This is a genomic window from Massilia sp. Root418 (assembly GCF_001425265.1).
Taxonomy (GTDB): Bacteria; Pseudomonadota; Gammaproteobacteria; order Burkholderiales; family Burkholderiaceae_D; genus Rugamonas.
Genome location: NZ_LMEC01000011.1, coordinates 731,226 through 753,035 on the forward strand (window position 1 = coordinate 731,226; position 21,810 = coordinate 753,035).

General features: G+C 66.9%; 19 protein-coding genes. 13 read left to right on the forward strand and 6 right to left on the reverse strand.

What is annotated here, in order from left to right; genetic code table 11:
- Positions 1-30: 30 nt before the first annotated feature.
- From imuA to ASC94_RS10690, 3 genes are read left to right on the forward strand one after another with little or no spacing between them, the layout of a single operon-like run.
- Complete coding sequence (imuA, locus tag ASC94_RS10680; RefSeq protein WP_229417235.1) at positions 31-756, forward strand: translesion DNA synthesis-associated protein ImuA; 726 nt, start codon at positions 31-33, stop codon at positions 754-756.
- Complete coding sequence (locus ASC94_RS10685) at positions 683-2,158, forward strand: DNA polymerase Y family protein (protein WP_082616391.1); 1,476 nt, start codon at positions 683-685, stop codon at positions 2,156-2,158. The genes imuA and ASC94_RS10685 overlap by 74 nt, the downstream gene beginning before the upstream one ends.
- A gap of 34 nt (positions 2,159-2,192) precedes the next feature.
- Positions 2,193-2,948, forward strand: coding sequence for a S9 family peptidase (locus ASC94_RS10690; protein WP_056394124.1), 756 nt, complete (start codon positions 2,193-2,195; stop codon positions 2,946-2,948).
- 12 nt (positions 2,949-2,960) lie between these two features.
- Here ASC94_RS10690 and ASC94_RS10695 read toward each other — a convergent pair whose 3' ends face one another.
- Together ASC94_RS10695 and ASC94_RS10700 are read right to left on the reverse strand one after the other, a co-directional pair.
- A complete protein-coding gene (locus ASC94_RS10695; RefSeq protein WP_056395014.1) occupies positions 2,961-3,308 on the reverse strand; it encodes a hypothetical protein in 348 nt (115 codons plus the stop codon).
- 67 nt (positions 3,309-3,375) lie between these two features.
- A complete protein-coding gene (locus ASC94_RS10700; protein WP_229417236.1) occupies positions 3,376-5,256 on the reverse strand; it encodes a M61 family metallopeptidase in 1,881 nt (626 codons plus the stop codon).
- A 210-nt stretch (positions 5,257-5,466) separates the two neighbouring features.
- Between ASC94_RS10700 and ASC94_RS10705 the strand changes: the two genes are divergently transcribed.
- The 5 genes from ASC94_RS10705 (at position 5,467) to coaD (ending at position 10,859) form a co-directional block, all read left to right on the forward strand.
- Entirely contained in the window at positions 5,467-5,925 is a 459-nt protein-coding gene (locus ASC94_RS10705) for an Hsp20 family protein (protein WP_056394131.1), read from the forward strand.
- 165 nt (positions 5,926-6,090) lie between these two features.
- Positions 6,091-7,602 carry a Do family serine endopeptidase gene (locus ASC94_RS10710; RefSeq protein WP_056394134.1) on the forward strand — a complete coding sequence of 504 codons (1,512 nt, stop codon included), beginning with the start codon at positions 6,091-6,093 and terminating at the stop codon, positions 7,600-7,602.
- 22 nt (positions 7,603-7,624) lie between these two features.
- Entirely contained in the window at positions 7,625-8,284 is a 660-nt protein-coding gene (locus tag ASC94_RS10715; RefSeq protein WP_056394137.1) for a response regulator transcription factor, read from the forward strand.
- The gene (locus ASC94_RS10720) at positions 8,281-9,675 is read left to right on the forward strand and encodes an ATP-binding protein (protein WP_056394139.1); all 1,395 of its coding nucleotides are present in this window, start codon (positions 8,281-8,283) and stop codon (positions 9,673-9,675) included. Before ASC94_RS10715 ends, ASC94_RS10720 begins: the two co-directional genes overlap by 4 nt.
- 32 nt (positions 9,676-9,707) lie before the next feature.
- Positions 9,708-10,859 (forward strand): pantetheine-phosphate adenylyltransferase, encoded by a 1,152-nt coding sequence (gene coaD, locus ASC94_RS10725; protein ID WP_056394142.1) that lies wholly within the window; start codon positions 9,708-9,710, stop codon positions 10,857-10,859.
- Between the two features lie 224 nt (positions 10,860-11,083).
- Here the strand turns inward: coaD and ASC94_RS10730 are convergent, their stop codons facing one another.
- Both ASC94_RS10730 and ASC94_RS10735 read right to left on the reverse strand, forming a co-directional pair.
- Complete coding sequence (locus ASC94_RS10730; protein WP_056395016.1) at positions 11,084-13,468, reverse strand: TonB-dependent siderophore receptor; 2,385 nt, start codon at positions 13,466-13,468, stop codon at positions 11,084-11,086.
- A gap of 147 nt (positions 13,469-13,615) precedes the next feature.
- The gene (locus ASC94_RS10735) at positions 13,616-14,467 is read right to left on the reverse strand and encodes a PhzF family phenazine biosynthesis protein (RefSeq protein WP_056394145.1); all 852 of its coding nucleotides are present in this window, start codon (positions 14,465-14,467) and stop codon (positions 13,616-13,618) included.
- A 103-nt stretch (positions 14,468-14,570) separates the two neighbouring features.
- Between ASC94_RS10735 and ASC94_RS10740 the strand changes: the two genes are divergently transcribed.
- Positions 14,571-17,768, forward strand: coding sequence for an error-prone DNA polymerase (locus ASC94_RS10740; RefSeq protein ID WP_056395018.1), 3,198 nt, complete (start codon positions 14,571-14,573; stop codon positions 17,766-17,768).
- 26 nt (positions 17,769-17,794) lie between these two features.
- Here ASC94_RS10740 and ASC94_RS10745 read toward each other — a convergent pair whose 3' ends face one another.
- Positions 17,795-18,061: a putative signal transducing protein gene (locus ASC94_RS10745; protein WP_056394147.1), complete on the reverse strand. Its 267-nt coding sequence runs from the start codon at positions 18,059-18,061 to the stop codon at positions 17,795-17,797.
- A 75-nt stretch (positions 18,062-18,136) separates the two neighbouring features.
- On the opposite strand from ASC94_RS10745, the gene ASC94_RS31675 reads away from it, so the two are divergent.
- On the forward strand, positions 18,137-18,574 hold the full coding sequence (locus ASC94_RS31675; RefSeq protein ID WP_162251408.1) for a GNAT family N-acetyltransferase: 438 nt from the start codon (positions 18,137-18,139) through the stop codon (positions 18,572-18,574).
- Positions 18,575-18,653: 79 nt separating this feature from the next.
- Here the strand turns inward: ASC94_RS31675 and ASC94_RS10755 are convergent, their stop codons facing one another.
- A complete protein-coding gene (locus ASC94_RS10755; protein ID WP_056394150.1) occupies positions 18,654-19,055 on the reverse strand; it encodes a PRC-barrel domain-containing protein in 402 nt (133 codons plus the stop codon).
- A gap of 58 nt (positions 19,056-19,113) precedes the next feature.
- Between ASC94_RS10755 and ASC94_RS32455 the strand changes: the two genes are divergently transcribed.
- Genes ASC94_RS32455 through kdsA form a run of 3 tightly spaced genes read left to right on the forward strand, consistent with a single transcriptional unit; the run spans position 19,114 to position 21,784 of the window.
- Positions 19,114-19,260, forward strand: coding sequence for a hypothetical protein (locus ASC94_RS32455; RefSeq protein WP_157201377.1), 147 nt, complete (start codon positions 19,114-19,116; stop codon positions 19,258-19,260).
- Entirely contained in the window at positions 19,257-20,933 is a 1,677-nt protein-coding gene (locus tag ASC94_RS10760; RefSeq protein ID WP_056394157.1) for a CTP synthase, read from the forward strand. The genes ASC94_RS32455 and ASC94_RS10760 overlap by 4 nt, the downstream gene beginning before the upstream one ends.
- A complete protein-coding gene (gene kdsA / locus ASC94_RS10765) occupies positions 20,930-21,784 on the forward strand; it encodes a 3-deoxy-8-phosphooctulonate synthase (RefSeq protein ID WP_056394161.1) in 855 nt (284 codons plus the stop codon). Before ASC94_RS10760 ends, kdsA begins: the two co-directional genes overlap by 4 nt.
- Positions 21,785-21,810 lie beyond the last annotated feature (26 nt).

Below are 21,810 nucleotides of genomic sequence, written 5' to 3' on the forward strand. Positions count from 1 at the left end.
TAAATAGTACTGTGTATTTGTACAGTATTCATGTTTGAAGCCATGCTCAGTTCCTCCTCCCTTGCCGCCCCGGAAAGCCTGCACCCGTCGCTGTGGCTGGCCTCGCAGCTGGCGCATTCGGCCACGCGCTGCCTGGACACGGGCTACGCGGCGCTCTCGGCGCAGCTGCCGGGCGGCGGCTGGCCGCTGGGCACGCTCACCGAGCTGATGCTGCAGCAGCAGGGCATTGGCGAAATCCGCCTGCTGCGCCCGGCGCTGGTGGCGGCGTCGCAGCGCCCGGTGGTGCTGCTGGCCCCGCCGCAAATCCCGCAAGGGCTGGCGCTGGCCGCGCTGGGCCTGCCGCCGGGGCAAATGGTGTGGATACGTAACACGGGCAAAAGCGGGGATGCGCTGTGGGCGGCCGAACAGGTGCTGCGCAGCGGCTGCTGCGGCGCGCTGCTGCTGTGGCAGCAGCAGATCCGCAGCGAAAACCTGCGCCGGCTGCACCTGGCGGCGCAAAGCGGCGACACCCTGTTCTGCCTGATGCGTCCGCTGGCCGCCGCGCAGGACGCCTCGCCCGCGCCGCTGCGGCTGGCGCTGCGCGCGGCGCCGGGCGGCGTCCATATCGAATTCGTAAAACGCCGGGGACCGCAGCGCGACGCGCCGCTGTTCCTGCCCTTGCCACCTTCTTTGCTACAGCGCCATGCGTCTCTGGATCGGCCTTTACCTGCCACGGCTCCCGCTCGAAGTCTTCTGCCCCAGCTGGTCGGAGGATAGCTGCAGCGTGGTGCTGGAGCAGGAGGGCGTGCTGGCGGTGTCGCCGCGGGCCCATGCGGCCGGCGTGCGGGTGGGCATGCGGCGCGGCGGCGCGCTGCTGATGGCGCCGGACGCGCAGCTGCACGAGCGCGCGCCGCAACGCGAGCAGGAAGCGGCGCACGCGGTGGCCATGGCCCTGCTGCGCTACACGCCGCTGGTGGCGCAGGCCGAGGAGGCCACGCTGCTGATCGATATCGGCGCCAGCCTGCGCCTGTTCGGCGGCATCCGCAAGCTGTGCGCGCTGGTGCGCGAAAGCATGCGGGCGCTGGGGTTCACGGCCGTGTTGAGTTGCGCGCCCACCGCGCGCGGCGCCTGGCTGCTGGCGCGCAGCGGGGGCGGGCGCTGCCTGGGCATCGAGCGCATGACGCGGCGCCTGGCGCCGCTGCCCAGCTCCCTGCCGCCGCCGGCGCGGCCCTTCCTCAACTGGTTCGAGGGCATGGGCTGCCTCACGCTGGCGGACTTGCGGCGCCTGCCGCGCCCCGGCCTGCAGCGCCGCTGCGGCCGCGCGCTGCTGGACATGCTGGACGAGGCGCACGGCGAAGCGCCCGAGATGTACGAGTGGCTGGAGGCGCCGCCCACCTTCAGCGCCAGGCTGGAGCTGTTCGACCGCATCGAGCACGCGGACGCGCTGCTGCACGGCGCGCAGCGCCTGCTGCAGCAGATGGTGGGCTGGCTGTGCGCGCGCCAGTTCGCGGTGGAGCGCGTGAAACTGCTGCTCGAACATGAGCGCGGCAAGGTGGCGCGGCCGCCGACTGCCATCGACATCGTGCTGGCCGAGCCGGTGTGGCGCGACGACCACCTGCTGCGCCTGCTCAAGGAGCGCCTCGCCAAGACCGAGCTGGCGGCCCCGGTGATCGGCCTGTGCCTGGAAGCGGCGCAGGTGCGGCCCATGCTGCCGCCCACCGACTCGCTGTTTCCGGAGCCCGGCGGCAGCAAGGAAGACCGCGAGCGCCTGTTCGAGCTGCTGGTGGCGCGGCTGGGGCCGGACAATGTGCTGAAAGCGTCGCCGCAGGCGGACTACCGGCCCGAGCTGGCCAACGCCTGGGTGCCGGTGCACGACAAGCTGCGCCCGGCCGACGTGAGCGCGCGCCTGCCGCCGCAAAGCCTGCCGCGCCCGGCCTGGCTGCTGCCCAAGCCGATCGCGCTGCTGATGCGCGACCACCGGCCGTTCTACATGTCCCCGCTGCGCATGGTGTCGAACGCCGAGCGCATCGAGGCCGGCTGGTGGAGCGAGGGGCAGACGCGCGACTATTTCATCGCCGAGGGCGGCGACCACGCGCACTACTGGGTATTCCGCGAACGGCTGGGCAGCAAGGACGGCGACGCCGCGCCGCGCTGGTATCTGCACGGCTTGTTCGGCTAGACTGCGGGGTACAGGCACTTTCACGGACGACATCATGCGAGCAGAACGACACGAATTCACCGGCGCCAGCGGCCACCGGCTGGCGGCGCGGCTGGACGCGCCTGACGGCCCCGTCAAGGCCTATGCGCTGTTTGCCCATTGCTTTACCTGCGGTAAGGATGTGATTGCCGCCAGCCGCATCGCGCAGGCGCTCACCGGGCACGGCATTGCCGTGCTGCGCTTCGATTTCACCGGCCTGGGCGCCAGCGAAGGCGAGTTCGAGAACACCAATTTCTCGTCCAACGTGGCCGACCTGGTGGAGGCGGCCGACTTTCTGCGCGAGAAGTTCGCAGCGCCGCGCATCCTGATCGGCCACAGCCTGGGCGGGGCGGCGGTGCTGGCGGCGGCGGTGAGCGTGCCGGAAGCGGCGGCGGTGGTGACCATCGCCGCGCCGGGCGAGCCGGCCTACGTGACCAGCATGTTCAGCGCCCACCTGGAGCAGATCGCCGCCGAGGGCGAGGCGCAGGTGCAGCTGGCGGGGCGGCCGTTCCGCATCAAGCAGCAGTTCGTGGAGGACGTGGGCGGGCACAGCCTGCGCGAACATATCGCAGGCCTGCGCAAGGCTTTGCTGGTGATGCACGCGCCGGGCGACGATACGGTGGCGGTGCGCAATGCGATGGACATTTTCATGGCGGCGCGCCACCCGAAAAGTTTTATCTCGCTCGATGATGCCGACCACCTGCTGACGCGCCGCGAGGACGCGGCCTACGTGGCCGACCTGATTGCGGCCTGGAGCAGCCGCTACCTGTAAAACCCGTAAAACTTATTCGTCGAACTCGGACGACAGGTCCTTGAAGCCCTTGCGCACGGCGAAGGGCAGGAACTCGTCCGGCGTGTCCAGCACGATCAGCTTCTTTTCCTGGATCACCGGGTCGCCCGGCACCAGGTCCGGCCCCGCGTAGCCCAGGCTGCGCAGGCGGGCGCTGATCTCGGCGATCAGTTTCTTGTCCTTGTGCAGGCCCTCGGACGCAGGCGCCGCGAGGTCCACGTACAGGTCGACGACCCCATAGCCTTCGTCGAAAATGCGGATGGTTTTGATGTCGATGGCGCGGCCGGCGCCGTCGGTGGCCTTGAACGGGCCGCTGAGCTGGATGTCGGTGTCTTGGTTCATGTGCGCAGCATACACCAAATTGCCGGGGCGCCGCGCAGTAGCGGCCCCGGCGCCCGGCGCGCGGATCTTATTTCAGCGGCGACAGGATCGCTTGCAGGCGGTCCGGCGTGCCCGGGATGCGCTCCAGGCGCGGGTACTTCAGGCCGCCGTGGTAGTCGAGCAGGATGGTGCGGTACTTGGCGCCCTTCTTGACCAGCAGTTCGATCGGCTTGGCGCTGGTCTTGGCGGCGGTGACGGCCGCGCGCAGCACCTCGGCCTTGTAGGCCGTGCCGTTCACGGCCAGCACCGTGGTGCCGCCGCCGATGCCGGCCTTGAAGCCCAGGCCTTCCCATTGCAGCGCCTCGGCCTTGCCTTCACTGCTCAGCGAGAAGCCCAGCGAGTACTGGAAATCGGCCGATTTGCTGCGCTCTTCCGCCGCCTTCAGGAAGGGCGTCGGGGTGTCGGTGTAGACCAGCTTCCAGCCGGCGCGGGCATAGCCGTCCAGCGGCGCCGGGCCGGTGCCGTCCAGGCGGGTGCGCAGGAAGGCGGCCCAGTCGTAAGGCTGGATCGCGTTGAGCGCCTTCACCACGTCCTCGAAGGTGTAGTGGTTGGCGGTGTAGGCGCCGTTGTCGATGCCGAAGAAGTTGCGTGCGAAATTGTCCAGCGACTTGGTGTCGTTCGACATTTCGCGGAGCTTGGTGTCCACGTCCAGCCAGATCAGCGCGCCTTCGTTGTAATAGTCCTCGCTGCGCTGCCAGTTGCTCCAGCCCAGCGGGCGGCGGCCGTTGATGATGGGGTCGTTGGTGGTGTCCTGCACCGGGCGCCAGCTGCGCCCCTGCTGGTTGTCGTAGCGGGCTGCATTGGCGGCCATGATGTCGCGCACGCTCTCGGTCTTGAGCATGCCCGAGCGCGCCGACAGCACCTGGCCCCAGTACTGGGTCTGGCCCTCGTACACCCACAGCAGGCTGTTCTGCAGCGGGGTGTTGAAGTTGGGCACGTTCTGGTCGGCCGGGCGGCGGAACTTGCCGTTCCACGAGTGCGTGAATTCGTGCGGCAGCAGGCCGCGCACGGACTCGGCCTTGTTCCAGTCGGTGAAGTAGTCGAGCTTGACGCCGTTCTCGCTGGACTGGTGGTGCTCGCGCCCCACGCCGCCGAATTCCTCGCTCAGGGCCAGCAGGAAATCGTAGTGCTGGTAGTGGTAGGAATTGAACAGCTTGTAGGCTTGCTGCACCATGGCGCGGTGCAGTTCGATCTGTTCCGGCTTGGCTTCCACCGCCTCGGCGGTGTCGGCCACCACGTTCATGTGCACCGGGATCTTGGCGCCCGGATCGAGGTCGTAGCGCTTGAAGTAGCGGCCGGCGAACAGGGGCGAGTCGACCATGGTTTCCAGGTCCAGTGCCTTGAACTGCACGGTGTCGCCCTGGCGTTCCACGGTCTCCAGCGCGCTGCCGTATTGCCAGCCTTCGGGCAGGGTCAGGCTGGGCTGCACGGTGATGCGGCGCGTGGTGTGGCCGGCCGGGTACAGCACCATCGAATGCCACTGGATGCCCAGGATTTCGCTGGTGATGGTGGTGCGGCCCTGGTTCGGCTCGGTGGGCGAAAGGTACTGGTATTCCGCCTCCACCGCGGTGGCGCCGCGCGGCACCTCGATGTGGAAGGCGTGCACGTTGACGGTGTCGCGCTTCCACGCCAGCGGCTTGCCGTTGGCACTGAGCTTGAGGCCGGCGAACTGGTTCAGCGGGCCGCTGGGGCCGTGGTTGGCGGGCACCCACTGCGGGTACAGCAGGGTCAGCTTACCGGGCTTGGCCGGGATGGTTTCGGTGATGCGGAAAATCTGCTGGGACGTGTTGGACGCGTCCACTTTCAGCACGATGGTGCCGGGGTAGGGCTGGTCGACCGGGTTGGGAATCGGGTCGGCGTGGGCAGTCAGGGCGGCGCTGAGCAGCAGGGCCAGCAGGGTATGGCGCATAACGGTCATGGAACGGAAAGTGGAAGGCTAAAGAGGCCGAGTGTAGCACGCAGGAAACACGGCATTGTTTCAAAGTGTGTCGCAAAAAAGTTGCGGATTTTTTGAAATCCGGCCCTTGAAAGCGTCCGGCACCAGCCGTATATCGGATTCACCGGTTGCCCAGAAGGGGACCGGAAGACCATATCGCTTAACTTTGAAAGGATATCCATCATGCGTACTTTTGACCTGACCCCCCTGTATCGTTCCGCCATCGGTTTCGACCGCCTGGCCCAGCTGCTGAACGACGCCCAGCGTGGCGACGCCCAGCCCAGCTACCCGCCGTACAATATCGAGCTGGTCTCGGAAGACCAGTACCGTATCGTGATGGCGCTGGCCGGCTTCAACCGTTCGGAAATCGATATCACCACCGAGCGTGACAGCCTGCACATCGTAGGCCGCAAGCAACGCGACGGCGTGGAGCGCACCTATCTGCACCGCGGCATTGCGGCGCGTGATTTCGAGCAGCGCTTCCAGCTGGCCAACCACGTGAAAGTGACCGGCGCCTCCTTCGACAACGGCATGCTCACCATCGAACTGGTGCGCGAAGTGCCGGAAGCGCTGAAGCCACGCAAGATCGTGATCGACGGCACTGAAAACGTCGCCGCGCTGGAGCAGCGTCAAGCCGCTTAAGCTACGCGGTAGTTCAGTAGTACACACTGGCCGGGCAATCCGGCCAGTGGCACGTCTGGCGGGCGGCTGTAACCGGAAGTAACGGTTTTGAATATTAAGCGGCGCCTAAGTCTCTTCCCCCATATTGGATACATCGATAAACCACATTCAATCGGGAGTGCAGAAATGCAAAAGCAACCTGTTTCCATAACCATGAAACGCGGCGTGGCTGCCCTGGCCGTCCTGGGCGCGCTGGGCGCAGGCGGTGCCGTGGTGGTGCAACAGAATAATGCGGGCGCCGCGGCCACCCAGGCGCAAACCGTTGCCGCGCCCGCGCCCGCCGGGTCCGCCGTGCCGGTGCCGGCGCCCATGATCTCCATGCCGGACTTCAGCGTCATCGCTGAACGCAACGGCCCCGCCGTGGTCAACATCAGCGTCACCGGCAGCACCAAGACCGGCTACGACGGCGCCCAGGGGCGCGGCCGCGATCCTTTCGGCGACGACCCCTTCTTCGAATTCTTCCGCCGCTTCCAGCAACAGCCCGGCCAGCGCGAGCGCGCGGTGCCGACCCATGGCGTCGGTTCCGGCTTCATCATCAGCCCCGACGGGCTGATCCTGACCAACGCCCACGTGGTGCGCGACGCCAGCGAAGTGACGGTGAAGCTGACCGACCGCCGCGAATACCGCGCCAAGGTGCTCGGCTCGGATCCCAAGACCGACGTGGCGGTGCTGAAAATCGACGGCAAGAACCTGCCGGTGGTGCCGCTGGGCCGCACCAGCGACCTGAAGGTGGGCGCCTGGGTGCTGGCCATCGGTTCGCCGTACGGCCTGGAAAGCTCGGTCACGGCCGGCGTGGTGAGCGCCAAGGGCCGCTCGCTGGGCCCGGAGGACAGCTATGTGCCCTTCATCCAGACCGACGTGGCGGTCAACCCCGGCAACTCGGGCGGTCCGCTGTTCAACACGCGCGGCGAGGTGATCGGCATCAACTCGCAGATCTATAGCCAGACCGGCGGCTACCAGGGCCTGTCGTTCGCCATTCCGATCGACGTGGCCACCAAGATCAAGGACCAGATCGTCAGCACCGGCAAAGTGGCGCACGCCAAGCTGGGCGTGACGGTGCAGGAAGTGGACCAGGCCTTCGCCGATTCGTTCAAGCTCGACACGCCGGAAGGCGCGCTGGTGGCCAACGTGGAACCGGGCGGCCCGGCCGACAAGGCCGGCCTGAAGTCCGGCGACGTGATCCGCAAGATCAACGGCCAGAAGATCATTGCCTCGGCCGACCTGCCTGCCGTGGTGGGCGTGGCCCTGCCGGGTGATAAAGTGACGCTGGAAGTGTGGCGCCAGGGCAAAGCCATCGAGCTGACCGGCAAGCTGGGCAACGCTGCCGACAAGGTGGCCGACGTGGCCCGCCCCGACGACAGCGCCAGCAGCAAGGTCAAGCTGGGCTTGCAGCTGCGCCCGCTGGACCCGGTCGAGAAGCGCCAGTCCGGCATTGCGTCCGGCCTGCTGATCGAAGGCGCGGGCGGCGCGGCCGCGTACGCCGGCGTGCAGCCGGGCGACGTGCTGCTGTCGGTGAACGGGCGCGCGGTCAACACGGTCGAGCAGGTGCGCGACGTGATGGCCAAGTCCGAAAAGTCGGTGGCCTTGCTGATCCAGCGCGGGGATGAGAAGATCTTCATTCCGGTGCGGATCGGTTAATCAATAAGACAAGGGAAATACCATGCGGCTGCTGCTGGTGGAAGACGATACGATGATCGGCGAAGTGGTGCTCGACCTGTTGCGGGCCGAGCACTACGCGGTGGACTGGGTCAAGGACGGCGACATGGCCGACACGGCCCTGCAGACGCAGACGTACGACCTGGTGCTGCTGGACCTGGGCCTGCCGCGCAAGGACGGCCTGGAAGTGCTGCGCTCCATGCGCGCGCGCAAGGAGATCACGCCAGTGCTGGTGGCCACCGCGCGCGACGCGGTGGACCAGCGCATTGCCGGCCTGGACGCCGGCGCGGACGACTACGTGCTGAAACCCTACGACCTGGACGAGCTGCTGGCGCGCATCCGCGCGCTGCTGCGCCGTTCGGCCGGGCGCGCCGATCCCGTGTTCGAGCACAAGGGCGTGATGATCAACCCGCAGACCCGGGAAGTGATCGCCAACGGCCAGAACGTGAGCCTGTCGGCGCGCGAATGGGCGGTGTTGGAAGCGCTGATCGCGCGCCCCGGCATCGTGCTCTCGCGCGCCCAGCTGGAGGAAAAACTGTACAGCTGGAAGGATGAAGTCAACAGCAACGCGGTGGAAGTGTACATCCACGGCTTGCGCAAGAAGCTGGGCAGCGAACTGATCCAGAACGTGCGCGGCCTCGGCTACATGGTGCCCAAGGCATGAAGGTGTCCGTCTCGTCGATGTCGCAGTCGGTCAGCAAGACCGTCTCGCGCTCGGTGTCGCACTCGCTGCGCGCGCGCCTGCTGTGGTTCCTCCTGGCGGCCATCGTGCTGGCGGCCATGGCGCAGGCCGTGATCGCCTACCGCAGCGCGCGCAGCGACGCCGACGAGATCTTCGACTACCACATGCAGCAGATGGCGCTGTCGCTGCGGTCCGGCGCGCCGCTGGCCAACCACGCCAACGGCCCGGCCGCCGACCCCGGCAACGACGACATGGTGGTGCAGGTGTGGACCCCGGACGGGGTGCAGGTGTTCCGTTCGCTGTCCCGCGCCGAGCTGCCGCAGCGCGCTGTGCTGGGCTTTTCCAATGTGCGCGTGCGCGGCGCCACTTACCGCATCTTCTCCGTGCAGACCAGCAACCAGACCGTGCAGATCGCGCAGGACATGGCGGTGCGCCAGCGCATGGCCGGCGCGCTGGCGCTGCGCACGGTGGCGCCCATCGCCCTGATGGCGCCGCTGCTGATGCTGGTGGTGTGGTGGGTGGTGAGCGGTTCGCTGGCGCCGGTGTCGCGCGTGCGCAAGCAGGTGGCGGCGCGCCAGGCGGACGATTTGTCGCCGGTGTCCGAGAACGACCTGCCGGACGAGGTCAAGCCCCTGGTGCACGAGCTGAACCTGCTGTTCGGCCGCGTGCGCACCGCCTTCGAGGCGCAGCAGCACTTCGTGGCGGATGCCGCGCACGAGCTGCGTTCGCCGCTGGCCGCGCTCAAGCTGCAGGTGCTGAGCCTGGACCGTGCCGAGGACGCGTCCGCGCGCGCGGTGGCGGTGGGGCGCCTGACGGCCGGCATCGAACGCGCCACGCGCCTGGTGGAGCAGCTGCTGGTGCTGGCGCGCCAGGAATCCGGCGGCACCGAGCAGAAATTCGACAGCGTCAACCTGGCCGACCTGGCCAAGCGCACCCTGGGCGACATGGCCGGCGCCGCGCAGGCGCGCGAGATCGACCTGGGCTTGCCGCGCGTGGACGAGGCCAGCGTGGCGGGGCAGGGCGACGCGCTCTTGATCCTGCTGCGCAACCTGATCGACAACGCCATCAAGTACACGCCGCCCGGCGGCACGGTGGACGTGGAAGTGATCCAGCCGGCCGAAGCCGGGCGCGGCCCGGTGCTGTGCGTGGAGGACAGCGGCCCCGGCATTTCGCCGGAGGAGCGCGAGCGCGTGTTCAGCCGCTTCTACCGGGTGCCCGGCAGCGCGGCGGGCGGCAGCGGGCTGGGGCTGGCCATCATCAAGGCCATCGCCGAGCGCCACGGCGCCGCCCTGGTGCTGGGGCAGTCCGGGCGGCTGGGCGGTTTGCAGGTAAAAGTTGAGTTTCCCGCAACAGGAAGGGCCGCGCCCGGCTAGAATGGCGTTTTACCTCGGCAGTGGAGCGGCGCATGAAGAAAATCGGCTTTTCGGGCACCCTGGACCCGATCACCAACGGGCATATGTGGGTGATCGGGGAGGCGCGCTCCATCGCGGACGAGGTGGTGGTGTTCCTGTCCGAGAACTCCACCAAGCAGCCCAAGTTCTCCGCCGAGCAGCGCAAGGCCATCATTGCCGAGAGCTGTGCCGAGCGCGGCTGGGACAATGTGCAGGTGCAGATCGTGAAAAGCGACTACACCGCGCGCGTGGCCAAGAAGCACGGCATCGACTACCTGGTGCGCGGCATCCGCACCACCGCCGACTTCGACTATGAAAACCTGATCCAGCAAACCAATGTGGACGTGATCGGCGGCGCCAAGACGCTGTTCGTGATGCCGCCGCGCGACCTCGGTTCGGTCAGCTCCAGCTTCGTGAAGGCGCTGGAAGGGCCGGTGGGCTGGAACTGGACCATGAAGAACTTCGTGCCCGCGCCGGCCTACAAGGCCTGGATCACCAGCTGGCTGCGCAAGGAATGGGACGCACTATGGCAGGGCGCCATGGCCGATCCCGGCACGCGCGCGGCGGCGGCCGCCAATGCGGACGCCTGGTTCGAGCGCCTGACCGGCCCCGGCGCCTACGGCGGGGCGGACCGCCACTACCACAACCTGGACCACTTGGTGCACGGCCTGGCCGAGATCCGCACCTGGAGCGCCAACGTCGGCCCGTCCAAGCGCGACGCCGACATCGTGCGCGCCGCCTTCTGGTTCCACGACGCGGTGTACGACCACGGCGCCGCCGGCGGCCTCTCCAACGAGGAGGCCAGCGCCCGGCAATGGCTGGCCAGCGGCCTGGGCCCGGACATCGCGGACGACGTGGCCGCGCTGATACGCGCCACCGACCATTTCCAGAGCGCCGGCGTGGCGCACCCGCTGAAGGAAACCATGCTCAGCGTGGACCTGGCGATCCTGGGCCAGGCGGAGGAGGTCTACCGCCACTACACGCAAGGCATCCGCGCCGAATACCGCCACATCTCGGACGACCGCTACGCGCTGCAGCGCGGCCAGGTGCTGACCTATTTGCGCCACAAGGCCGAAGCCGGCACCCTGTTCGGCGACCCCTTCTTCGCCGACCAGTACAACGCCCAGGCCATCTTCAACATGAGCGACGAGATTTCAGCGCTGTAAGCCGGGCCGCGCAGCGCAATGTCGCGGTCCCGCGCTGCCTGGCGCAGTTCCGCATGCAAATCGTCCGGAATATTGAGCGTGAGGGTCGCCATATGGCCTCCTGCGTGGAGCTGCGATGGTAGCGCCGGCGTAGAGGCCGCGATGCGGCGCCGGATCAGGCGCAGGGCGCAAAAAAAACGCCCGGCGCATTGCTGCGGCGGGCGTTTCCGTTAAGCGGAGTCAGCTTAGAACTTGACCCACAGGCGGCCGAAGTAGGAAGTGCCGTTCAGGCCGAACTGCACGCTCTCGTACTTGAAGCCGTTATCGGTTTCGTTCGGGTCCTGCACGCTCGGATGCACGTTGAAGATGTTGCTGGCACCGAAGGTCAGCTTGGTGTTTTTGTTGAAGCTGTAGGTGAAGCCCAGGTCAGCCGAGGTCTTGGCGGCGTAGTGCTGGTTGGCCACGCCGGAGGCGGTGCCGCTCCAGGTGCCCAGCGTCTGCGGACCGAAGTGGATGATCTTGAAGTCCGTCTCCAGCGCGCCGGTGGTCAGGTCGAAGCCCAGCGTGGCCTTGCGGCGCGGGCCGCCCTGTTCCAGGAACAGGCGCTCGCGCTCGGACAACAGCACGTCCTCGTAGCCCTTCAGCGCAGCCGGAGCGTGGATGGCGTCCACTTCGGTCTTGCCGAAGTTCATGGCCAGGAAGGTGGTCAGCTTGTTGCCGGCGATGGCGCCGCGGTGCGAGGCGGTCAGGTCCAGGCCCTGGGTCTTGGTGTCGACCGAGTTGACGAAGAACTGCGCGCCGCCCACGCCCAGGGTGGCCAGCTTGGCGGCCAGGGCAGGGTAGTTGCTCTCGTCGAACAGGCCGGACAGCACGATGCGGTCCTTGATCTTGATGTGGTACAGGTCGGCCGTCACCGACAGCGCGCCGGTCGGGGTCCAGGTCGCGCCCAGGGTGAAGCTGCGCGACTTTTCTTCCTTCAGCGGCGGCAGGCCGGCCAGCTGGCCCACCGCGCCCACGGCCGGGGTGATCGAGATGTCGGTCGGCTTGCCGCCCACGAAGTCGGTGTAGGTGGACGAGAAGTGCGCCTGCTGCAGCGACGGCGCGCGGAAGCCGGTGCTGGCCGAGCCGCGCAGCAGCATGCCGTCGGCCAGGCTGTAGGAGCCGGCCAGCTTGCCGGTGACGGTGGAGCCGAAGTCGCTGAACTTCTCGTAGCGCAGCGCGCCCTGCAGCTTGGTCTTCTTGTTCAGGTCCGCTTCCAGGTCCAGGTACAGCGCGGTGCTGTGGCGGCTGGTGTTGGTGGCGTCGCCGGGCTGGAAGCCGGGGAAGCCCTGGCTGCCTGCGTTGCCGCCGCCGGGGCCGTCCGCGTCGATGTAGGAGCCAGGTTCGCCGGCGACGATCTTGTAGGTCTCGCGGCGGTATTCGGCGCCGAAGGCCACGTTCATGCCGTCGCCCATCACGCCTTCAAAGTAGCGGCTGGCGTCGGCGTTGGTGGTCAGCTGCTGGAAGGAGAAGCCGCCCGCGTCGAAACGGCTGGGGCTGATGCCCTTGTTGGCCGGCAGGTTGGCGATGGAGGCGTTCAGCGTGTTGCTGATGTTGTACTTGAGGCGGTTGTAGCCGTAGGTCTGCGAGATGTCGGTATTCCACTCGCCCACTTTGCTGCGGTAGCCGATGATGCCGTAGCGGTCGTCCAGGTCGCCGTTGATGAAGGGCACGAAGCCATTCGGGTACATGGCGGCCGAGTTACGGGTGGGCACGTCGTCCACGCCATCGCGCGCCCAGGCGCCGCTGGAGGCGTCGCGCTGCTGCAGGCCGGCCGTGAAGTAGACCTTGCCGCCTGCGCCGGCCGGGATCTCGCCGTTCAGGTAGACGGTCTGGTTCTCGGACTTGGAGTCGCCGATGGTGCGCGGATTGCCCGGCTCGGCGCGGTTGGAGCGGCCGCGGTCCAGGTACTCGCCGGTGATGCCCACCGCGCCGCCCGCCACGGCAAAGCCGCAGTAGGCCGAGGCCATGTAGTTCTTGCCGTCGCCGGCCGAGTACTGGCTGTAGCCTACCGACGATTCGCAGCCGACGTTCTTTTTCAGGCCGATGTCCATCACGCCGGCAATCGCGTCCGAGCCGTACTGGGCGGCGGCGCCGTCGCGCAGGATCTGCACGTCCTTGATGGCCATGGTGGGGATGGTGTTCATGTCGGTGCCGGTGCTGCCGCGGTTGCGCGCACCGAAGATGTTCACCAGCGCGGCCGTGTGGCGGCGCTTGCCGTTGATCAGCACCAGGGTCTGGTCCGAGCTCAGGCCGCGCAGCGCTGCCGAGTCCACCAGGTCGGCGCCGTCCGCGCCGGTCTGGCGGGTGGAGTTGAACGAGGGCGAGATATAGGTCAGCGTTTGCGACAGGTCGAACTGGGCGCCTTGCTCGGCCGCCTTGTTCATGGGGATCACGTCGACCGGCACCACGGTGTCGGTGGCCGAGCTGGTGGCGCGGCGCGAGCCGACCACGTTGACTGACTGCATGGGGGCGGCGCTGGCGGTGGTGTCGGCGCTCTGGGCATGGGCTGCCGGCGCCATGGTCGCCAGCGCGGCGGTGCCGTACAAGCTGACGAGGACGGAGCGGCGGAGTGCGGAAATTGTGGGCACGTGTTTCTCCAGATGAAAGATTTCGCTGATTTTAAAGGTCGGCGAACCCATCTGAAAGTTACGAACTGTAAGCTGTTTCAATTTCGCACACATACACTATTTTCTATTGTGCTCTGCAAAAAATGGTGTATGTGACAGTGTTTCCACTCACAAGGCCGGCAAAAACTCGGCGGCGCCGCCGATTAATATGTGTTCGCCGTCCAGCTCGGTGCGCAGCAGGCAGGGCTGGCCCAGCTTGGCGCCTTGGTGCAGGGTGATGGCGCGGCCCAGGTGCACCGTCAGCGCGCCGGCCGCCACGCCGGTGGCGCTGTCTTCCAGGGCCGGGTCCAGATGGTTGAAGTTGCGGCCTTCAACACTGCCGTCGGCCCGCTGCGTGTAGGCGTAGCAACCGCTCACTCCGTGCTCCTTGCCCCAGACCGCGATGCGCGCCAGGTCGGGGCGCAGCGCCTGCAGGGTTGCGCTGCTGTCCACTTCCAGCAGCAGCTTGGGACTGCCCACCGAGGCGATGGCGGGCGCGGAGGCCAGCTTCAGCGCCACGCCCGGCGCCGGCTGGCCGAGCAGGGCGCCCGGCAGGTCCGGCGAAATGGCCACGTCCGGCGCCGGCTGGTGCTGCAGGCGGACAAACACGCCGCCCGGGCCGCCGCCGGCGTCCCCGCTTCCGCTTTCGGACAGCTGCAGCAGCTGTCCGCGCATGGCGGTGCGCACCGCCAGCGGCGCGCCATGTTCACGCAACAGCACCCGCGCCGCCGCCAGCGTGGCGTGCAGGCACAGCGGGCTGCGCGTGTGCGGATAGTAGTAATCCAGCACGAAGCGGGCGCTGCCGTCCGGCGCGCCGTGGCCGCCGCCCGGGGCGTCCACGAACACGCAAGCGCTGCGATTCTGCTGGCGTGCGAACGCCTGCCGTTCGGCCTCGCTGGAGCCATCCCCCAGCACCACCAGCGCTACGTTGCCTTCACCGGGGCGGCTGCCGAAGCATTTCAGTTCGTAAACGGTACGCATGTTGAAAGACGGAAAGTTGCGGGGCCGAATAGCATAGCCCAGGCTGTCCAGGACTGCACGATGCGCGTACAATACTGTGTTTATATACAGTAATTTTTTGATCATGCCGCCCCCTAATCCGTCGCCAGCCAGCAGTTTGCCAGCCTATGCGGAACTGTTTTGCCTGACGAACTTTTCATTTTTGCAAGGCGCCTCGCATGCCGAGGAGCTGGTCGAGCGCGCCTTGCAGCTGGACTATGCCGCGCTGGCCATCACCGACGAGTGCTCGCTGGCGGGCGTGGTGCGGGCGCACGGGGCGGCCCGCCAGGCCACGCCTGAGGGCGAGCGGCCATTCCCGCTGCTGATCGGCAGCCATTTCCAATTGAGCAAGCCGGATGGGGCGCCGGGCTTGTCGTTGCTGGCGCTGGCCACCAACCGCAACGGCTACGGCAACCTGTCCGAGCTGATCACGCTGGCGCGCATGCGCGAAGGCGTGGTCAAGGGCAGCTACAAGCTCTACCTGGACGACATCGCCGCGCCGCAGCCGGCCCAGGCGCACCTGAAGGGCTTGCCGGACTGCCTGCTGATCCTGCTGCCGCATTACCCGTCCGACCAGCCGGAGGACGTGGACGCGCTGCACGTGCAGGCGGCCTGGATGGCGGCCCAGTTCCCCGGCCGGGCCTGGATCGGCCTGAGCCTGCTGCAGCACGCCTTCGACGAGGCGCACCGCATGAGCATAGACGAGGTGGCCTGGCAGCACGGCTTGCCGGTGACGGCAGTGGGCAATGTGCGCATGCACGTACGTTCGCGCAAGCCGCTGCTCGACACGCTCACCGCCGTGCGCGTGGGCCGCCCGGTGGGCGAGTGCGGCTACGAGCTGGCGCAGAACGCCGAGCAGCACTTGCGCTCGCGCTTGCGGCTGGCCAACCTGTATCCGCGCACCGCGCTGGACGAAACGGTGCGCATCGCCGCGCAGTGCACCTTTTCGCTGAACGAGCTGCGCTACGAATACCCGCACGAGCTGGTGCCGCAGGGCCACACGCCGGCCAGCTACCTGCGCCAGGAAACCTATATCAGCGCGCAGACCCGCTATCCGCAAGGCATGCCGGAAGCGGTGCAGAAGCAGGTGGAAGAGGAGCTGGACCTGATTGCCGAACTGGGCTACGAGTTCTATTTCCTCACCGTGTACGACATCGTGCGCTATGCCCGTTCATTGGGCATCCTGTGCCAAGGGCGCGGCTCGGCCGCCAACTCGGCCGTGTGCTACTGCCTGGGCGTGACCGAGGTCGATCCCGCGCACAGCAAGCTGCTGGTGGGACGCTTCATTTCCCGCGAGCGCGCCGAACCGCCGGATATCGACGTGGACTTCGAGCACCAGCGGCGCGAGGAAGTAATCCAGTACATCTACACCAAGTACGGCCGCCACCGTGCCGCGCTGGCCGCCACCGTCATTTGCTACCGGCCCAAAAGCGCGCTGCGCGACGCCGGCAAGGCCTTGGGCGTGGACCTGGCCATCGTGGAAAAGGTGGCCAAGTCGCACCGCTGGTTCGACAGCAAGCAGGACTTGCTGGCCCGCCTGGGCGAAAGCGGGCTGGACCCGGAATCAAAGCTGGCGCACCAGTGGGCCACGCTGGCCTACCAGTTCCTCGGCATGCCGCGCCATCTGTCGCAGCACGTGGGCGGCTTCGTCATCGCGCAGGACAAGCTGTCGCGCCTGGTGCCGATTGAAAACGCCAGCATGGAGGACCGCAGCGTGATCCAGTGGGACAAGGACGACCTGGAAGAGCTGGGCTTGCTGAAGGTGGACGTGCTGGCGCTGGGCATGCTGTCCGCCTTGCGCCGTTCGCTGGACTTGATCGGCGAGCGGCGCGGCATGCTGTTCCGCCTGCAGGACATCCCGCGCGAAGACCCGCAGACCTACGACATGATGTGCGAGGCCGACACCGTCGGCGTGTTCCAGATCGAGTCGCGCGCGCAGATGAGCATGCTGCCGCGCCTGCGGCCGCGCAAGTTCTACGACCTGGTGGTGGAGGTGGCGCTGGTGCGGCCAGGGCCGATCCAGGGCGGCATGGTCCACCCCTATCTGCAGCGCCGCATGGACCCCACGCTGGTCGAGTACCAGCCGCGCCTGAAGGAGGCGCTGGAGCGCACCCTGGGCGTGCCCATCTTCCAGGAGCAGGTGATGCAGATCGCCATGATCGCGGCCGACTTCACGCCGGGCGAAGCAGACCAGCTGCGGCGCGCCATGGCGGCCTGGAAGCGCAAGGGCGACATTGAAAAATACCAGAAAAAGATCGTCGAGGGCATGGTAAGGAATAACTACGACAAGGACTTCGCGGAAGCCATCTGCCAGCAAATCCAGGGCTTCGGCGAGTACGGCTTTCCCGAATCGCACGCGGCCAGCTTCGCGCTGCTGACCTATGCCAGCTCCTGGGTCAAATGCCACGAGCCGGCCGCCTTCCTGTGCGCCTTGCTCAACAGCCAGCCGCTGGGCTTTTATGGTCCCTCGCAGCTGGTGCAGGATGCCAGGCGCCATGGCGTGATCGTGCGGCCGGTGGACGTTGCCGTCAGCGGCTGGGATTCGGCGCTGGAGGAAGAGGCCGGCGCGCGCCGCCAGCCGGCGGTGCGGCTGGGCTTTTCGGTGCTGCGCGGCATGCGGCCCGGGAGCGCCGAGCGCATCGAACAGGCGCGCGCGGTGCGCCCCTTCGCCAGCGTGGCCGACCTGGCCCGGCGCGCCGACCTGGACCGGCACGACCTGCAGGTGCTGGCCGGCGCCAATGCGCTGGAAGGCCTGTCCGGCAACCGCCGCCAGGCGTTATGGGAAGCGGCCGGCGCCGTGCCCGACAAGGACTTGCTGCGGCCCACCGAGCCGGACGAGGAAACGCCGCAGCTGCGCCCGCCCAGCGAAGGCGACGACATCGTCGGCGACTACCGCGCGCAAGGGCTGACCTTGCGCCGCCACCCGCTGGCGCTGCTGCGTGCCACCTTGCTGGAGCACCGTTTCATGCCGGCGTCCACCCTGAACACCTACCGCAACGGCCAGCTTGCGCGCGGCTGCGGCATCGTCACGGTGCGGCAGCGGCCCGGCACGGCCAAGGGCGTGCTGTTCATCACGATAGAGGACGAAACGGGCAATGTGAACGTGATCATCTGGCCGTCGCTGGTGGAGCAGCAGCGCAAGGAAGTGCTGGGCGCGCAGCTGCTGGGCGTGTACGGCGTGTGGCAGCAGGAAGGCATCGTGCGCCACCTGGTGGCCAAGCGGCTGGTGGACATGAGCCATTTGCTGGGCAGCCTGCCCACCGCCAGCCGCGACTTCTGCTAGCGGCGATGGCTGGCCGAATGCGCCGCTCAGCGCTGCGCGCCCACGTCCGCATCTTCCGGTAGCGCGTACTCGCCGCGCTCATACGCCGCCAGCGCCGCGCGCGCCCTGGCCATGAATGCCTCGGGCACCAGGATGCGCGCGCCGCCGATGGCCGGCGCCCACAGCAGATTGGCCTGCACCAGCTGGTCGTCGCACACCACGGCTGGCACGCCGGCCGCCACCAGGCAGCCGCACACCAGGTGCGCCTCGGTGGGAATCAGGAACTGCGCAATGGCGCGGTAGTCGTTCTCCATGCTTGCTCCTCTGGCTGCTTGCTGGGTGCCTTCACTATACCGATTCTGGCACAATGCGGCATGGAAAAAATGCTAATGCGGAAAGCGATACGGGAAGACGCGGTGGCCATCAGCGCGCTGATTAACGAGCTGATGCCGTTTATGACCTTGCAGCCGGACGGCGCGGGCGCCGAGCAGTTCATGATGAGCATGTCGCAGGGCGCCATCGAGCGCTACGTGATCGGCGAGGAATACCAGTACTGGACGGGCTGGCTGGACGGCGACCTGGCCGGCGTGGTGGCGCTGCGCCATGGCACGCATCTGTTCCATTTATACGTGGCGAAACGCTATCACGGCATGGGCCTGGCGCGCCAGCTGTGGGAGCTGGCGCGTGCGGCGGCGGCCGGGCAGGCCATGACGGTCAATGCCTCGGTCTACGGCATGCCGATGTACGAATATTTCGGCTTCACCGCCACCGGCGCGCGCGTGGAACAGAACGGCATCGCCTACGTGCCGATGCGGCGCGCCCCATAGGACGGGGCGGCACAAGCGCAACGCGCCCGTCGAAGCGGGCGCGCGGTTCAGGGCTGCGGCAGCGGCAGCGGGGGCGGGCTTAGCGCGCGCTGGTGCCGTAGTAGTTGTGGATTTCGGTGGCCCAGGCCTGGTTGGCCATGTTGGGCCAGTGGTCGGTGTCGAAGCCGGGCGCATTGTCGATGCGTTCCTTGTCGATGTTCAGCGTGAAGCGCTTGTTCACGGTGTCCAGCGTCAGGGCTTCCCAAGGCACCGCGAACAGGCGCTCGCCCAGCGTGAAGACGCCGCCGCTCGCCATCACGGCATACGCGATCTTGCCGGTACGCATGTCCAGCATGATTTCCTTGATCTCGCCCAGGTGCTCGTTCTTCAGGTTGTGCACGTGGTCGCCGATCAGCGTGTCGGCACCCATCAGTTCAGGGCCCGGACCCTTGTGGCCCCGGTCCACATACATGCCGTAGGCGTCGCGTTCTTCGTAGCTCATGTCGTCCTCCTGGTTGGAAAATGCCAGTGTCCAGCATCCACGCGGGCGGCTCTGTACGTTGACCAACACTGGCGGCAATCTTGCCGTTTTGCTCATCCGTGCCGGGCCGCGAGGGGATATTTCCCGCCGGGATGATGAAGAAATGCGCAATTTAGGCTATAATTTCAATTTCCCGCACGTGCCGTTCGGCACCGACCCGCAATGACCAAATATGTCTTCGTCACCGGTGGCGTTGTGTCTTCCCTTGGTAAAGGGATAGCCGCCGCCTCCCTCGCCGCGATCCTCGAATCGCGCGGCCTCAAAGTCACCATGCTCAAGCTGGACCCTTACATCAACGTCGATCCCGGCACGATGAGCCCCATGCAGCACGGAGAAGTCTTTGTTACCGATGACGGCGCAGAGACCGACCTCGACCTCGGCCACTACGAGCGCTTCATCTCCACCCGCATGAAAAAGGTGAACAACTTCACCACCGGCCAGATCTACGAATCGGTGATCCGCAAGGAACGCCGCGGCGAGTACCTGGGCAAGACCGTGCAGGTGATCCCGCACATCACCAATGAAATCCAGGACTACATCCGCCGCGGCGCGGAAGGCTACGACGTGGCCCTGTGCGAAATCGGCGGCACCGTGGGCGACATCGAGTCGCTGCCCTTCCTGGAAGCGGCACGCCAGCTGAGCCTGCGCGCCGGCCGCAAGAACACCGCCTTCGTGCACCTGACCCTGGTGCCCTACATCGCCTCGGCAGGCGAACTGAAAACCAAGCCGACCCAGCACTCGGTACAGAAACTGCGCGAAATCGGCATCACGCCGAATGCGCTGCTGTGCCGCGCCGACCGCGCCATTCCGGAAGACGAGCGCGCCAAGATCTCGCTGTTCTCCAATATCGAAGAACGCGGCGTGATCTCGGTATGGGACGTGGACACCATCTACAAAGTGCCGCAGATGCTGCACGACCAGGGCCTGGACGCCATCATCTGCGAGGCGCTGGACCTGAACCCGGCCCCGGCCGACCTGTCCGTGTGGAGCAAGCTGATCTACACGCTGGAGCACCCGAAAGCGGAAGTGTCGATCGGCATGGTCGGCAAATACGTGGAGCTGACCGAGTCGTACAAGTCGCTCACCGAAGCGCTGCGCCACGCCGGCATCCACAACGAATCCAAGGTCAACATCGAGTACATCGACTCGGAAGAGATCGAGACCACCGGCTGCGCCGAGCTGGCCAAGTACGACGCCATCCTGGTGCCGGGCGGCTTCGGCAAGCGCGGCGTGGAAGGCAAGATCATGGCGGCCCAGTTCGCCCGTGAAAACAAGATCCCTTACCTGGGCATCTGCCTCGGCATGCAGGTCGCGCTGATCGAGTACGCGCGCCACAAGGCCGGCCTGAGCAACGCCAACTCCACCGAATTCGATCCAGGCACCGACCAGCCGGTGGTGGCCCTGATCGACGAGTGGCAAGGCCTGGACGGCAAGGTTGAAAAGCGCGACGAGAAGTCGGACCTGGGCGGCACCATGCGCCTGGGCGCGCAAGCCTGCGCCGTCAAGCCGGGCACGCTGGCCTCGGAAATCTACGGCAGCGTGGTGACCGAGCGCCACCGCCACCGCTACGAAGCGAACAACCACTACCTGGGCCGCGTGGAAGCGGCCGGCCTGGTGGTGGCGGCGCGTACGCCGACCGAAGACCTGTGCGAAATCATGGAACTGCCGCGCAGCGGCGAGAACGCGCACCCATGGTATATGGGCGTGCAGTACCACCCTGAATTCAAATCGACCCCGCGCGACGGCCATCCGCTGTTTACGTCCTACATCAAGGCGGCGCTGGCGCAAAAAGCATCCAAGGGTCTGCATGCAGTCCAACTTGAAGGAGACGCGGCATGAAACTGTGCGGATTTGACGTTGGCCTCGACCAGCCATTCTTCCTGATCGCCGGCACCTGCGTGATCGAGTCGCGCCAGATGGCGTTCGACGTGGCCGGCGCGCTGAAGGAAATGACCAGCGAGCTGGGCATCCCCTTCATCTACAAGTCGTCCTTCGACAAGGCGAACCGTTCGTCCGGCACCTCCTACCGCGGTCCGGGCATGGATAAAGGCCTGGAAATCCTGGGCGACGTGAAACGCGAACTGGGCGTGCCGGTGCTGACCGACGTGCACACCATCGAGGAAATCGAGGTGGTGTCGTCGGTAGTGGACGTGCTGCAAACCCCGGCCTTCCTGTGCCGCCAGACCGACTTCATCAACGCTTGCGCCGAATCGGGCAAGCCGGTGAACATCAAGAAGGGCCAGTTCCTGGCCCCGGGCGACATGAAGCACGTGATCGCCAAGGCGCGCGCTGCGGCGGCCGCCAAGAATCTGCCGGAAGACAATTTCATGGCCTGCGAACGCGGTGCCTCCTTCGGCTACAACAACCTGGTGTCGGACATGCGCTCGCTGTCCATCATGCGCGAAACCGGCGCCCCGGTGGTGTTCGACGCCACCCACTCGGTGCAGTTGCCGGGCGGTAACGGTTCCTCCTCGGGCGGCATGCGCGAGATGGTGCCGGTGCTGTCGCGCGCGGCCGTGGCCGTGGGCGTGGCGGGCCTGTTCATGGAAACCCACCCGACCCCGGCCACCGCGCTGTCGGACGGCCCGAACGCGGTGCCGCTGGGCCGCATGAAGGAACTGCTGTCGGTGCTGATCGAACTGGACCGCGTGACCAAGAAAGCTGGCTTCCTGGAAACTAGTTTTAACTAAGTTCCACAGGCATGAGATACCGGGCG